10 protein-coding genes are annotated in these 13,781 nt (G+C 64.6%); 1 reads left to right on the top strand and 9 read right to left on the bottom strand.

Going from position 1 to position 13,781, the window contains the following annotated elements; genetic code table 11:
* Positions 1–87: 87 nt before the first annotated feature.
* The 4 genes from FJ953_RS06790 to murA all read right to left on the bottom strand — a co-directional run bounded on the left by FJ953_RS06790 (position 88) and on the right by murA (position 4,987).
* Positions 88–1,602 carry an ABC transporter substrate-binding protein gene (locus tag FJ953_RS06790; protein ID WP_140623652.1) on the bottom strand — a complete coding sequence of 505 codons (1,515 nt, stop codon included), beginning with the start codon at positions 1,600–1,602 and terminating at the stop codon, positions 88–90.
* A gap of 140 nt (positions 1,603–1,742) precedes the next feature.
* Positions 1,743–2,675, bottom strand: a complete 933-nt coding sequence (murQ, locus tag FJ953_RS06785) for an N-acetylmuramic acid 6-phosphate etherase (protein ID WP_140623650.1) — start codon at positions 2,673–2,675, stop codon at positions 1,743–1,745.
* Positions 2,676–2,849: 174 nt separating this feature from the next.
* Positions 2,850–3,734 (bottom strand): N-acetylglucosamine kinase, encoded by an 885-nt coding sequence (locus FJ953_RS06780; protein WP_140520903.1) that lies wholly within the window; start codon positions 3,732–3,734, stop codon positions 2,850–2,852.
* The gene (murA, locus tag FJ953_RS06775; RefSeq protein ID WP_140497743.1) at positions 3,731–4,987 is read right to left on the bottom strand and encodes a UDP-N-acetylglucosamine 1-carboxyvinyltransferase; all 1,257 of its coding nucleotides are present in this window, start codon (positions 4,985–4,987) and stop codon (positions 3,731–3,733) included. Before murA ends, FJ953_RS06780 begins: the two co-directional genes overlap by 4 nt.
* A 169-nt stretch (positions 4,988–5,156) precedes the next feature.
* Between murA and FJ953_RS06770 the strand changes: the two genes are divergently transcribed.
* Positions 5,157–6,017 carry a MurR/RpiR family transcriptional regulator gene (locus FJ953_RS06770; protein WP_140497745.1) on the top strand — a complete coding sequence of 287 codons (861 nt, stop codon included), beginning with the start codon at positions 5,157–5,159 and terminating at the stop codon, positions 6,015–6,017.
* A gap of 15 nt (positions 6,018–6,032) precedes the next feature.
* Here FJ953_RS06770 and fhuB read toward each other — a convergent pair whose 3' ends face one another.
* The 5 genes from fhuB to FJ953_RS06745 all read right to left on the bottom strand — a co-directional run bounded on the left by fhuB (position 6,033) and on the right by FJ953_RS06745 (position 13,630).
* Positions 6,033–8,027 carry a Fe(3+)-hydroxamate ABC transporter permease FhuB gene (gene fhuB, locus FJ953_RS06765; RefSeq protein WP_210240106.1) on the bottom strand — a complete coding sequence of 665 codons (1,995 nt, stop codon included), beginning with the start codon at positions 8,025–8,027 and terminating at the stop codon, positions 6,033–6,035.
* Positions 8,028–8,038: 11 nt separating this feature from the next.
* Complete coding sequence (locus tag FJ953_RS06760; RefSeq protein ID WP_246674734.1) at positions 8,039–8,887, bottom strand: iron-siderophore ABC transporter substrate-binding protein; 849 nt, start codon at positions 8,885–8,887, stop codon at positions 8,039–8,041.
* 49 nt (positions 8,888–8,936) lie between these two features.
* Entirely contained in the window at positions 8,937–11,126 is a 2,190-nt protein-coding gene (locus FJ953_RS06755) for a TonB-dependent siderophore receptor (protein WP_140555517.1), read from the bottom strand.
* 136 nt (positions 11,127–11,262) lie between these two features.
* A complete protein-coding gene (locus tag FJ953_RS06750) occupies positions 11,263–12,147 on the bottom strand; it encodes an AraC family transcriptional regulator (protein WP_181165159.1) in 885 nt (294 codons plus the stop codon).
* A 127-nt stretch (positions 12,148–12,274) separates the two neighbouring features.
* Positions 12,275–13,630 carry a glutamine synthetase family protein gene (locus FJ953_RS06745; protein ID WP_140555515.1) on the bottom strand — a complete coding sequence of 452 codons (1,356 nt, stop codon included), beginning with the start codon at positions 13,628–13,630 and terminating at the stop codon, positions 12,275–12,277.
* Between the last annotated feature and the right edge of the window lie 151 nt (positions 13,631–13,781).

Here is a 13,781-nt window from a genome sequence, read left to right as displayed (position 1 = left end):
ATCATGCTCTATCCCTTTGATCTAGAGGCGGATTCAGATTTCAGGTCGATTCAACCTGAAATCATCCGTCTCCAGGGCCGCCCACGGCTACTGCTGGATGGTAACCTTGCTGAGGCTGAACAGCGTGCCCGTCGGCGTCGGCACGAACCCGGCGACGTTCTTCTGCTGGGCGGTATAGCTGTAGGACGTGTAGAGCCAAATCCAGGGCGAGACTTCGGCGAGGTGCTTCTCGAACTCGGTGAAGATCGCCTTGCGCTTGGCCGGATCGGTCTCGGCGCGGCCTTTCTGCATCAGGCTGTCCAGCGTATCGTCGATGTAGTTGGCCACCTTCTGCAGATTGCCTGATTTGGTCCAGTAGCGGTTGTACATGGTGTAGGGGTCGGCGCGGCCGCCATTGAGCGCGATCGCCATGTCGAAATCGCCCTTCAGCCAGGCGTCGACATAGACGTTGAGCTCCATCATCTTGATGTCGAGCTTGACGCCGATCTCGGCGAGCTGCGATTGGATGACCTGGGCTTCTGCCGCCGCCGTCGGCGGCTCGCCGGTGGCGCCGATCACGGTCGCCGAAAAGCCGTCGGCAAAGCCTGCCTCCGCCATCAACTTCTTGGCCTTCTCGACATCACGCTTGTAGCAGAAGAGCTGGCTGGGATCGGTCGCAAGTGCTGGGATGGTCAGCGGTCCGGTGACCTTGCCTTCACCGAGCGCGGCAGTGTCTAGAACCTCCTGCCGGTCGATCGCGCAGGAGATCGCCTGGCGCACCTTGAGCTCGGTCATCGGCTTGCGTGACGGATTGAGCTGCAGCACGTTATAGGCCAGCACCGGCGCGCGGTTCAGTTGCAGGCTAGCCTCCTTCGGCACCAGCGTGGCGACGAGCGGATCGTTGAGCAGCGCGAAATCGACCTGCTTGGTGCGCAGGGCGGCGAGGATCGCCGCTTCATCGGGCAGCACGCTGATTTCGATACCGTCGACGCCGATCGCGCCGCCGGCCCATTCCTTGTTGGCGCTCAAGACTTCCTTGGCGTTGGGGTCCCATTTATCGAGCTGGAACGGGCCGGAGCCGACCGTTTTGGTGCCGATCGAGCCGGCCTTGATCTCGGCCGCCGGCACGATGGCCGCGTTGATGTCGCTCATCGCCGTCAGGATCGGCGCGTCGGGCTGCGATAAATGGAACACGACGGTTCCAACGTCCGGCGTGTCGATGCTGGCGATCGACAGGAAGTTGGCGCGGGCGGCGGCGCCTGTCTTCTCGTCCAGGATGCGCTCGAAAGACGCCTTGACGTCGGCCGAGGTCACGGCAGCGCCGTCCTGGAATTTCGCCTTGGGATCGAGCTTGAAGGTCAGCTCCTTGCCGTCCTTGGAGAATTCCCAGGACGTGGCGATGGCCGGGATGATCTGCAGGCTGGCATCGACCCGCACCAGCGGCTCATAGATCAGCTCCAGGAGCCGCAGCGAGGAAAAGGCCGTCTGCTTGTGCGGATCAAGTCCCGTTGCGTCCTGCGACCAGGCCATGTGCAGCGTCGCCGCCTGCGTCGAGACCGTGGCGATGCCGAGCATGGCTGCCAGCGTGATGCCCGACAGCAGCTTTCTTGTGAGGTGAACCATTCTCGTCTCCCATCTTTGCTTGAACCCGATGCCCTTGCAGTTTCTGCGGACCGCTTCCAAGACACACGCGCTTTGGACTATCGGCCCAGTCTATGCGGCTTCGCGCCGTCTTGTGTAAAGCAGCTTCACGCCGTCTGGTCTCAAGCGCCTTCATGCGTCTCGTCGCTGATTGCCTTTCGCAGGAAACCCCTTGCCTTGGCGAGGGCTGCGCGCGCCTCCTCGACCTCAAGCCCGGTGATGGTCAGCAGGATCGCCAGCTTCACGTCGTTGCCGGTCCGGCCGAGCGCGTGGCGCGCCTGCGCCGCCGTGCAGCCTGTGGTCTGCATCACGATCCTGGTTGCCCTGGCGGCCAGTTTCCTGTTGGACGGATTAAGGTCCACCATCAGGTTCTGGTAGCTCTTGCCGATGCGGATCATCGAGGCCGTGCTCAGCATGTTGAGCACCAGCTTCTGCGCCGTTCCGGATTTCAGCCGCGTCGAGCCGGTCAGCACCTCGGGACCGACGACCGGCGAGATGGCGATGTCGGCAATGCCTGCTATGGTCGATGCCGGATTGCAGGACAGGGCGACCGTCGTTGCCCCCACCTGCTTGGCATAATTCAACCCGCCGATCACATAGGGCGTGCGCCCGCTGACCGCGATGCCGACCACCACGTCGTCCGGGGTGAGCTTGATGTCCTGCAAGGCCCTGGCGCCCATCTTGGGATCATCCTCGGCCCCTTCGGTCGAGCGCACCAGCGCGTCGGGCCCGCCGGCGATCAGGCCAACGACCATGCCTTCCGGCACGCCGAAAGTGGGCGGACATTCCGAGGCGTCGAGCACGCCCAGCCGGCCGCTGGTGCCGGCGCCCATATAGATAAGCCGAGCGCCTTTCTGGAAGGCGAGGACGATGCGGTCGACCGCGGCCGCGATGTCCGGCAGCACCTTTTCGACCGCTGCCGGAACCACCCGGTCCTCGTCGTTGATCTTGCGCAGCACATCGATCGTCGGCAGCAGGTCGATGTCCATGGTCCGCGGATTCCGGCCTTCGGAAACCAGCCGGTCCAGCTCGGACATCAAACCTTGCTCGCTCATCCCAGTGCTTTCAAATCAGTGCTTTCAAAAATCAGGCCGCTCAGCCTGTTCGGAAGTGGTTCCTCTTTGGCTCCGGCACACGCGTATTTCGTTATGCTACCCCGTTTCGTTAACGTATTAGAATTCAATATTCGGTCCGTCAACGGAAAGATGGAATAAATTATTCCTTCCGCGCTAATGCTTGCCGAGTGACCTGCGGGCAAGAATGATCGCCCCGGAAACCGCGTCGCCATCGGCGGCTTTCAGGCGCCGGCGAACGTCGGGTGCGAGCCATGGTTCGAGCGGACTGGCGAGCCCGCCCAGCAGGGCCACGCGCGGCGCGCCTTTTTCGAACAGAACCCGCACCAGCGTGTCGATCTGTTCGGCGGCCTTTTGCACGATGCGCCGCCCTGCCGGATCGCCCTGGTCGGCGTGGCGCATCACCATCGGCGCCAGGGCCGCATAGTCGGTGGCGCTGGCGCGGTCCATCCAGGCCACGGCTTGCATCGGGTCGTTCTCGAAACGCTGCATGACTTCCGCCAGCAGTGCCGTGCGCTCATGCCGGCCGTCATGGGCGCGCAACGCCAACTGCACGGCCTTCAGCCCGAGATCGGCGCCGCTGCCTTCGTCGGAGATCGGAAAGCCATAGCCTCCGGCGCGCAGGTCGCGGCCCTCGACGAAGCCGAGGCCGATCGAACCGGTGCCGGCGATGACGATGGCGCCGTCCTGGCCCGAATGCGCGCCGAGGCAGGCGGCGACGCCATCGCTGACGAAATCGATGCTGGCAAAGGGATGCGCGATCGCCCGCAGCGCCTCCAGCGCGCCCTTGCGGCCGATCCCGGCAAGGCCGATGCCGGCGTGAATCCGGGCGCTTTCCGCCGCTCCGAATCCTGCCTCCTCGATCGCCACGTCGAAGGCCTTGGCAACCGACGCCCAGGCCGCGTCGATGCCGAGCCGCGTCGACGCCGGACCGGAGAGGCCTTGTCCCAGCACGATTCCTTCGGCGTCCTCGATACGGGCGCGGCAGCCGGTCCCGCCGCCGTCGACACCGAGAAAATAATCGGAGCGGCCGTTGTTCATGCGCTCAGCCGCTCGATGTCGGCGCCGCACAGACGCAGCTTGCGGTCCAGTTGCTCATAGCCACGGTCGAGATGATAGACCCGGTTGATGGTCGTCTCGCCCTCGGCGACCAAGGCCGCCAGCACCAGCGACACCGAGGCGCGCAAATCGGTGGCCATGACTTGCGCGCCATGCAGTTTCTCGCCGCCGCGCACCAGCGCGGTGGTGCCTTGCAGCTTGATGTTGGCGCCGAGCCGCATCAGTTCGGGAACATGCATGAAGCGGTTCTCGAAAATGGTTTCGCGCAGCAGCGACGCGCCCTGCGCGCAGCACATCAGCGCCATGAACTGCGCCTGGAGATCGGTCGGAAAGCCCGGATAGGGTTCCGTCGTGACGTCGGCGGCCTTGAGCGGCCGCTCGCGCGACACGATGAGCCCGCGGTCGCCCGGCCAGACGCCGACGCCGGTCGCCTCCAGCAGTTGCACCACCGAGGCCATGTGCTCGAGCCGGGCATGCGTCAGTTCCAGTTGCCCGCCGGTGATCGCCGCGGCGATGGCATAGGTGCCGGCCTCTATCCGGTCCGGAATGATGTCGTGCCTGGCCGCGCGCCAGTCCGTGTCGCCGGCGATCAGGATGCGATGTGTGCCGGCACCTTCGACACGCGCGCCCATCGCGTTGAGGCAAGCCGCGAGGTCGGCCACTTCGGGCTCGCGCGCCGCGTTGAGGATTTCGGTTTCGCCCTTGGCCGTGGTCGCCGCCATCATGGCGGTTTCCGTCGCCCCGACCGACGGCGAGCTCAGGACGATGCGCGTGCCGGTGAGCCCGTTCGGCGCCGAGGCGACGATCAGCCCGTTCTCGATGGCGATGCGGGCGCCCAGCGCCGCGAGTGCGGCGACATGCATGTCGACCGGCCGCGCGCCGATAGCGCAGCCGCCAGGCAGCGAAACCCGCGCATGGCCGAAACGGGCGAGCAGCGGCGCCAGCACCAGCACCGTCGCGCGCATCTTTCTGACGGTGTCGTAGGACGTCTCCCTGGAAACGGCGGCACGGGTGTCGATCGTCGCGGCATGGGCCGATCGCGTCACCTCGGCGCCGTGCAGCCGCACCACGCCGAGCATGTTCTCGACGTCGGTCACATCGGGCAGGTTGGTCAGTTCGAGCGGGTAGGGGCTTAGCAGCGCCGCCGCGATCTGCGGCAGAGCGGCGTTCTTGGCGCCCGATATGGTGACCGCGCCTTGCAGTCTTTGCCCGCCGACGATGCGCAGTCTGTCCATGGCTGAAACCTTGTGCGCCGGGCCGCGTCCGGGCGCGGCGCTCTCGAAAGCTGTTCCCGAGCTCAATCCGGCCCGCTTAAGAATTAATTCCGCGTTCTTGGCTGTCAATCGAAATTGGAATAAATTATTCCTTGGCCGTGCGGCTGGACGCCAAAGCGCAAGGGGGATCATGTCCGTTCTGAACAGGATCAATGCCAAGCTCGACGGCATGGCGCCCGGCGATCGTGAGATCGGCCAGTACATCGTCGAAAATCCCGAGGAGATGCTGCGGCTGTCGACGGCTGCTCTTGCGGCTGAGATCGGGCGCAGCCAGTCGAGCGTCGTCAAATTCAGCCAGAAGCTCGGCTATGCCAGCTACCAGGAGCTCAAGCTCGCCGTCAGCGAAGCCAAGGCGCGGGAATGGCAGGTGCCGGCCGGTATGATCCACGGTTCGATCGAAGTCGGCGACGGCTATCAGGTCATCTTGAAGAAGCTGATCGGCAGCAAGCTTCTGTCGATGGAGCGGACCGTCGCCGCCAACAGCGAGCGGATCATCTCCAGGGCGCTGGAATTGCTGGATGGTGCGCGCCGCATACATCTGGCCGGCGTCGGCGCCTCCTCGCTGGTGGCGCGTGATTTTTCCTACAAGCTGATGAAGCTTGGCCGCAATGTGCTGCATGACAGCGACAGCCATATCCAGATGGCCAATGCCTCGACGCTCGGGCCTGACGATGTGCTGTTCGCGCTCTCCCATTCGGGCGCCAGCATCGAAACTCTGCGCATCGCCGAGCTTGCCCGCAAGCGCGGCACCATGGTGATCGCGGTCACCGGCCTGCACGACAATCCGCTGAGCCGCGTTGCCGATATCTGCCTCTACACCATCGCCGACGAGGAGCGTGCGCGCTCATCGTCCATCACCGCGCGCGATGCGCAGCTGACTCTGACCGACCTTCTGTTCATCCTCCTGGTGCAGAAGCAGCCGGACGCCAATGACTACGTCCACAACAGCGAGGCGGCGGTCTCGGTGCTGAAGGCCGAATGGTCTTCCTGACATGCCCGGACCGCGTCAGCCCTGACGAGGCACGCCCTTGGCAAGCAGGTAGACGAGATACGGCCCGCCGAGCAGTGAGGCGAACAGGCCGACAGGCAGTTCGTACGGGAAGGCCGCCATGCGCGACAGCCAGTCCGATATGGTCATCAGCAAGGCGCCCAGAAGCATCGCCCCGGCAAGATGAATGCGTGCGCGCCAAAAGCCGAGGAGCCGGGCAAGGTGTGGCGCGATCAGGCCGACGAAGCTCAACGGGCCGACGATCAAAGCGGCCAGCGCGGTCAGGAGCGCGCTGACGACGACCAGCATCAGCCGCCCGCCGGCTACGGGCACGCCAAGTCCGCGCGCGCTGTCGGCCCCGAGCGGCAGGATGTCCAGCCAGCGCGCGGCAAGAAAAAGCGGCAGCGTCAGTGGCAACAGGCAGGCCAGTGCAACGGCTGCGTCCAGGGCGGTCGCCTGGCCGGTCGAACCGCTCAGCCAGCGCAACAGCACATAGGACTGTGTATTGCCCATCGCGATCGTCGCGGTGATCAGCGCGCTGCACAGTGCGCTCATGGCAATGCCGGCAAGCAGCAATCGGTCGGCGCCGAACTTTGCCTTGGCGGCGATGGCCAGCATGGCGGCCAGTGCCGCCAGTGAGCCCGCGGCCGAGCCGGCGAGCTGCCAGCCGAGCCCGGTCGTTGCGCTGACCGTCAGCACGGCGGTCAGACCGGCGCCCGCGCCGGTGCCGACGCCAAGCACTTCGGGGCTCGCCAGAGGGTTGCCGGTAACGCGCTGGATGACCACGCCCGCCGCCGCGAGCATCGCGCCGGCGGCCGCGGCCACGCCGACACGCGGCGCGCGCCAGGAGACGAGATCGGCCAGCAGGTCGCAGCCGGCGATCGACCACCCTGCCGGTCCACGCCCGACGACGAGAGCCAAGGCGGCGGCGGCAAATGTGAGCGCAAGCAGGACGAAGATGATGAGCCATGGCCGGCGAGCCTTGCGCGGTGCCGCGCCATTGGAACCGAGATGCGGCCATTCGAACATGCGCAGCCTCGGCAACAGCCACAGCAGCAGTGGGCCGCCCAGAAGCGCGGTTCCCGCGCCGGTCGGAATGCGCTCGCCGCCGGCTCCGGCGGCGAGCTGGACCAGCCCGTCCGTCAGCCACAGCAGTACTGCGCCGATCAGCGGCGCGGCGACCAGCTTCTGCCGCAGGGTGCGCGCGCCCGAAAGCGTGGCGAGCGCCGGCGCGGCAAGGCCGACGAAACCGATGACGCCGATCTGCGCCGCGACAGTCGTTGCCATCCACACCGCAAGCGCGATGATGAGAAAGCGGCTGGTGTGGCGGGCAACGCCAAGGCCGCGCGCCGAGGCGTCGTCGAGGCCAAGGATGGTCAGCGGCCGCAGCAGCATCAGCGCCGCGGCGGCGCCGGCCGCCAGCCTGATCGTCAGGGCGATAGCCGGTTGCCAATCCTGCTGCACCAGCGACCCGCCGCCCCAGATGAACAGCGAGAACAGGTAGTCGCCATTGGCGAGGATCAGCGCGGCGCTGACGGAACTCGCGGTCAGCGCCACCATCATTCCGGCGAGCACGACCGACACCGGCTCCAGCCCGCGCCGCCAGGTGAACGCCAGCACCAGCAGCACAGCGGCGGTGCCGCCGGCAAAGGCCACCAGCCCTTGCGATCGCTCCATCAGCAACGGCGCGTAAAGCGAGGCGAGCGTCATCGCCAGTTGCGCGCCGCCCGAAATGCCGAGCGTCGATGGTTCCGCCAGCGGATTGCGCAGCACATGCTGCAACAGCAGGCCGGACAGGCCGAGCACGGCGCCCGCCAGCACCGCTACGACGGCGCGCGGCAGCGAGCTGTAGAACAGGATGACATGCTGGAGATCGCCCGGCACCGATGCCGGCTGCTGCATGCCGACGCGCCATGCGAACAAGAGTGTGGCCAGCCCCGCGAGCAGGCCCCACAGGATGATGGGCGACAGCGCGCCGCCGATGGTGCGGTGAGGTATCTCGCTTCGGGCCACAGCGCGCTCCGTCACGAAGCATGACCCGCAAGCGCCGCCGTCGCCAGCCGCGCGAAGCGGCGCGCCGACGGCAGGCAGCCGAAATGGTTGATCGCTTCGAGCACCGCGACGCGGCCTTTGCTCACGGCCGGCAGCGCGTTCCACAACGCATTGGTGGGAAGCGAGCGCCCGACATCCGCCGGCAAGGGCGAGACGATCAGGATGGAGGCCTCGGGCACCCGCGCCAGCGCCTCCAGGCCAACGGGTGCTGCCGCGCTGTAACTTGTCTCTTCGGACCAGGCATTGACCAGGCCGAGCCGTGTGAGCACGTCACCGAACATGGAGTCGCGGCCGAAGGCGCGGAAGTGCCTGGAATCGCCGAGGCTGATGACAAAGACCGGCCGGGCAGACGTTGTTGGCAAGGCGGCGCGACGCCGCGCTATGTCGTCGGCGGTTTCGTCGAGGTAACGCTTCGCCTCGGCCGGTCGTCCGAGCTTCTCGCCCAGCGCCAGCGTCGCTGCCTCGGCAAGAGCGTAGGGCGGTACTCCGGCCTCGTAGACGGTTTGCGCGAACACCGGCGCTATGCGTTCCAGAATCGGGCGTTGGTACTCGTAGAAATTGGAGATGACGATCAGGTCCGGCGCGACGATGCGCAACAGCTCGTAGTTGGGCGTGCCGCGCAGTCCGAGATCGGTCACGGTTTGGGGAACGGCAGGCTCGACCGCAATCCTGCGGAACTGGATCAGTTCGGTCGCCGCCGCCGGCTCGACGCCGAGCGCCAGAAGCGTTTCCAGCATGCCCCAATCGATCGCGGCAACATTTGGGGTCGCAGTCCTGCCGGCAACCGGCGGCAGCAAGGCCGCGGCCGTTAGCGCAAGCACCTGCCGTCTGTTGGGCGGATGGATCATCGCCGGTGGGTTCGGTCCATGACTACCAACTCGTGTGCGCCTTCAGCTTGAAGGAGCGGCCTTCGCCGTAGGAGCAGGTGAGCGTTGTCTGGCAACTCGACACATAGCTCTTGTCGAAAAGGTTGGTGATGTTGAGGTCGACGCCCCAGTTCTCTTTCTCGTAGCCGAGCTTCAGGTCGGCCAGCGTTACCGCCGGAACCTTCGCTGTATTCTCATTGTCTGCCCATGAGGAGCCGATATAGCGCAAACCGCCGCCAATCGAGATGCCGTCATACCAGTCGCCACGGAAGGTGTAATCGACCGATGCGGAAGCCATCACTTCCGGCACGATGAAAGGCGTCTTGCCGATGAGCGCCGGGTTGGCGTCCTTGGTGATGTCGATGTCGTAAGCTGTGAATGCACCGGTAACCCGGAAATCCTCCGTCACGTTCACCTTGCCTTCGAGTTCGACGCCGCGTGAACGCACCTCGCCGGTCTGCATCTGGGTGAAGGGAGTGACATTCGACGGCACGTTCTGGCGGGTCAGGTCGAACAGCGACAGGGTGAACAGGCCATCGACAAAAGTCGGCACGTATTTCACGCCGACTTCGTATTGCGTGCCCTCTTCCGGCTTGAACAGATTGCCCATCGCATCGGTGCCGATGATCGGATTGAAGAAGGTGGCGATGCTGGCATAGGGGGTTACGCCGTTGGCAAACTCATAGGCCAGGCCGGCGCGGCCGGAGAAGTCGCCAACCGTGCTGCTCTGCGTGCTGGAGCCCGCCGAGTAATAGGTCGGGCGGTTGTCGGCTTCGAGCCAGCCACGGTCGTAGCGGCCGTTCAGTGTCACCAGCCAACCATCGCCGAAGCGCATTTGATCCTGTGCATAGAAGCCAAGCTGCTTCTGCGTCAGGTCCTGATTGAGATAGCTGACGCGAGGCGTCAGCGGCGAACCGTACACCGGATCGAAAGCGTCGATCGGATTGTCATAATTGGGATCGTAGAGGCCGGAAGACTGTACCTGGTCGATGTTGTAATATTTGAAATCGACGCCAGCGAGGATCGTATGTTCGATCGCACCGGTTGCCACCTTGCCTTCGATCTGGTTGTCGGCGAGGAACGTCTTGGCCGTGGTGTCGTGATCGAAATTGATGCGCGCCAGCTCGGTCGGCCCTCCGATGGTTGACCAGCCGTTCGGATAGACGCTGACCTCGTCGATGTCGGCGGCGGTGAAACGGGCGCTGGAGCGAACGGTCCAGTCGTTGTCGAACGTGTGCTCGAACTCGTAGCCGAGGGAGTCCTGTTCGCGCTTGTAGAGATCGATGCTCGGCTCCGTGAAGTTCGCATCGGGATCGATGCGGCCATAGTTCACGCCGCCGACAATGTGATCGACCACGGTGCCATCGTAGGGCAGGAAGCTGCCGCCATTATGGTTCTCGTCGATGTGGCTGTAATTGGCCAGTATGGTTAGCGTGGTCGCTTCGTCTGGCTTCCAGCTAATGCTCGGCGAGATGAAGCCGCGCCAGCCGTTCTGCAGGTCGCTGTAGGTATCGCCGCCGGCGACCTTGCCCGTCATCCGGTAGCTGACCGTGCCGTTGCTGGCGACATCGCCGATGTCGAAGCCGAGATAGACATTGCCGGCATCGTTGATGCCGGTTTCGACATAGCGCGTGCGTTCGAAATCCGGGCGCTTGCTGACATAGTTGACCAGGCCGCCCGGATTGCTGCCGCCATAAAGCACCGAGGCCGGCCCCTTCAGCACTTCGATGCGCTCAAGGCCGAAGCTGTCGACATAGAAACCGCCGAAACCATAACTGAACAGCTGGAGGCCATCCATGTAGGTGCCGGTGGCCGTTGCATCGAAGCCGCGAATGTACATCCAGTTGGTGTCGCTGTCGGGACCGAAGGGTTGGGCAAAGACGCCGGCGGTGTAGCGCAGCGCCTCGTCAGCTTTCTGTGCACCCTGATCCTCGATCTCCTGCCGTCCGACCACTGAGACGGATTGCGGGACCTCCTTGATGTCGGTCGCTGTCTTGGAGCCGGTTCTGGTTGTCTTGGCGACGACGCCGTCGACCGGCCCGGTCGCGCTGTCTCCGGCCTCGCCCTCGACCACGACCGGTTCGAGCTGGGTGCTGGATTGCGCCGTCTGCGCGAACGCCGGCATTGGCGGGATCGTCGCGGCAGCGGCGACGCCAGCCGCCAGAAGCGCCTTGATCCGGTAAATTCTGCTCATCAGGAAAGTCCCCGCCTGTCGTCGTTGAGATACTTGATGTTTTACCTCAACTTATCAACGGATCATTGGACTGATTTGGGCGGCTTGTCCATTCTTGTCCAAACCACTGATATCGCGGTGCCGTGTTGCGGAAATGTCACCGGCGGCCGGCGCTCTTCATCCACGCACCCGGGGTCAATCCGACCACGGACTTGAACACGCGGGTAAGGTGCGCCTGGTCGAAGAAGCCGGTGGCCTGGGCGATGTCGCCAAGCGAGGCAGCCTCATGCGCCATCATCGCCTTTGCCCTGTCGATCCGCGCCTGCATCTGCCAGCGATGCGGCGGCACGCCCGTTGCTGCCTTGAAGGCATGGCTCATCGCGGTTTCGGACAGGCCGGTCAGCGCGGCAAGATCAGCAAGGCGGATCCTGTCCAGGCAGTGGGCGTCGATGTAATCCGTGACGAGGCGCAGTTTGCGGCGGGGCAGGGGCGACCGGCGCCTGGCGGCACTTGGCCGGTCTATCTGGAAAAGGCATGCGAACAAGGCGTTGAGCAGACCTTCGCCATAAAGATCATGCAGGTTCCACTCGCTGCCGCATTCAGCGGCGATAAGCCCGGCAAGCGTAGCGATCCGATCATCGCGAAACTGGAGGCGCGATATCTGCAAGGCATCGCGATCGAGGCTGCGGCCGAAGCGGCGGGTCAGTGTCGCCGCGTCGAAATGAAGGTCGAGATGCCTGATCCGTTTGAGTCCTTCGACGCGGCCGCGGATCGGCACCCCGGCCGGTATATAGGCTATGGAAAACGCTTGGTTGTGGCGGCGCGGTTCGCCCTGGGCGCCTTCGACGACGAAGGCACCGTCGCCGTCGATATCGAGAGCGACGAACAGCCGGGGGTCGGGAGAGACGTAATAACCCTCGGCATTGTCACCGCATGAGACATCCCAGAGGTCGGCGACGACGCCGTCCCAGACGTGCCATTTCAGCTCGCCGATCACGGCAAATCCCTGAATCCGGCTCTCCATGCGCGCGACGAAGGTCAATTCTGCTTATCCCGGGCATAAACATGATAGAAAAGATCATGTTTATGCCCGGTCAGCGACAGCACCGCAAGCCCTTGCGTTCGAAGGTCGTGCTGAACCGACGCCGCTGCTGTCGGTCAGCGCAGCCTCAGACGCTTTCGAGATAGGTCTCGATCTCGAAGTCGCTGACGTTGAGCGCGAATGTATTCAGTTCCTGGCGTTTGCAGGCGATGAAAGAGTGGCGCAGGATCGCCGGGAAGATCTCCGCCACATGCGTCCCGCTTTCAAAGGCCGCGATCGCGGATGCCCAGTCCGGCGGCAACTTGGCCGGGGCAAGGCCTTGCCCATCATTCCCGGTTGGGTCGCCCGGTGACATCTGCCTTTCGATGCCGACCAGTGCCGCGCCCAGTATGGCGGCAAGCACAAGATAGGGATTGGCGTCCGCTCCCGACACGCGATGCTCGATCCGGCGCGCACCAGTCGGGCCGCCGGGAATGCGGATCGCGACCATGCGGTTCTCGTAACCCCAGGCGACGGCGGTCGGCGCGTAGGATCTCGGCCGGAGCCTGCGGTAGGAGTTGAAATGCGGCGCGAACACCAGCGTGCTCTCGGCCATCGCCGCCAGCAGTCCGCCGACAGCGTGGCGCATAATGCCGGAGCCCTGGTCGGTGCCGTCGTCGAAGACGTTGCGCCCGTTGGCGTCGACAAGGCTGAAATGGACGTGGAAGCCGTTGCCGGCTCGGTCGCCATAAGGCTTGGCCATGAAGCAGGCGGCAAAGCCGTGCTTGCGGGCAATGCCCTTCACCGTGCGCTTGAACAGGACGGCGTCGTCGGCCGCCCGCAGCGCGTCCGCGACATGGTTCAAATTGATCTCGAACTGGCCGACGCCGTTCTCGGCAATGGCGGTATCGACGGGAATGTCTTGTGCTCGGCAGGCTTCGTAGATGTCGTGGATGAAGGCCTCGAAGTCGTCGATCTCGTCGATTGACAGTGCCGCGTCGGAATCCAGACGCCGCCCGGTGACCGGCGAGACAGGCCCGACCGGTCGCTGCGATTGCGGGTCTACAAGATAGAATTCGAGCTCGGTCGCGACCACAGGCGTCAGGCCCAAAGCCTTGTAGCGGTCGAGGATACGGGCCAGTGCCCGCCGGGGATCACCGAGATACGGTGCGCCGCCTTCGTCGGCGAGCCAGAGCGGGATGAGGGCGGTCGGATGCGCCGTCCAGTTCACCGGAAGGATGCCGCGGCCTGTCCATTGGCACAATCCGTCTGCGTCGCCGGTCGAGAACACCAGCGCGTTGCCTTCGATATCCTCGCCCCAGATGTCCAGCCCGATCAGCGAATAGGGCATGCGCAGCTTGCCCTCCAGTGCCTTGCGCGCCTGCTCGACGGGGATGCGCTTTCCCCGCATGATGCCGTTGAGGTCGCACACCGCGGCCCTCAGGCTCTGGATGTCGTTTCGGCTCTCAAGCCAGTTCAGAACGTCCGCAATTGCATCGCCCAATTTCCAACCTCTGGTTTCGAAGGTGCCCGAGCCCTGATCGGCCGCGCTGTCCCTGGTAAAAATGGCTTGTGAGTTTTCGGGATCCATATCTGGCCGCAGCCGGATGTTTCCCTATTTATTCAAGTCATTAGCTGGGATGTCGGGAGGCATT

Origin of the sequence: Mesorhizobium sp. B2-3-6, assembly GCF_006442305.1 — a bacterium.
Classification (GTDB): domain Bacteria; phylum Pseudomonadota; class Alphaproteobacteria; order Rhizobiales; family Rhizobiaceae; genus Mesorhizobium.
Note: the sequence above shows the minus strand (reverse complement) of the source record. Positions and strands in the feature narration are given on the sequence as shown.

Excerpts from the sequence above, each read along its gene's own strand:
- FJ953_RS06790 (WP_140623652.1), bottom strand. The coding sequence starts at position 1,602 with ATGGTTCACCTCACAAGAAAGCTGCTGTCGGGCATCACGCTGGCAGCC.
- murQ (WP_140623650.1), bottom strand. The coding sequence starts at position 2,675 with ATGAGCGAGCAAGGTTTGATGTCCGAGCTGGACCGGCTGGTTTCCGAA.
- FJ953_RS06780 (WP_140520903.1), bottom strand. The coding sequence starts at position 3,734 with ATGAACAACGGCCGCTCCGATTATTTTCTCGGTGTCGACGGCGGCGGG.
- murA (WP_140497743.1), bottom strand. The coding sequence starts at position 4,987 with ATGGACAGACTGCGCATCGTCGGCGGGCAAAGACTGCAAGGCGCGGTC.
- FJ953_RS06770 (WP_140497745.1), top strand. The coding sequence starts at position 5,157 with ATGTCCGTTCTGAACAGGATCAATGCCAAGCTCGACGGCATGGCGCCC.
- FJ953_RS06755 (WP_140555517.1), bottom strand. The coding sequence starts at position 11,126 with ATGAGCAGAATTTACCGGATCAAGGCGCTTCTGGCGGCTGGCGTCGCC.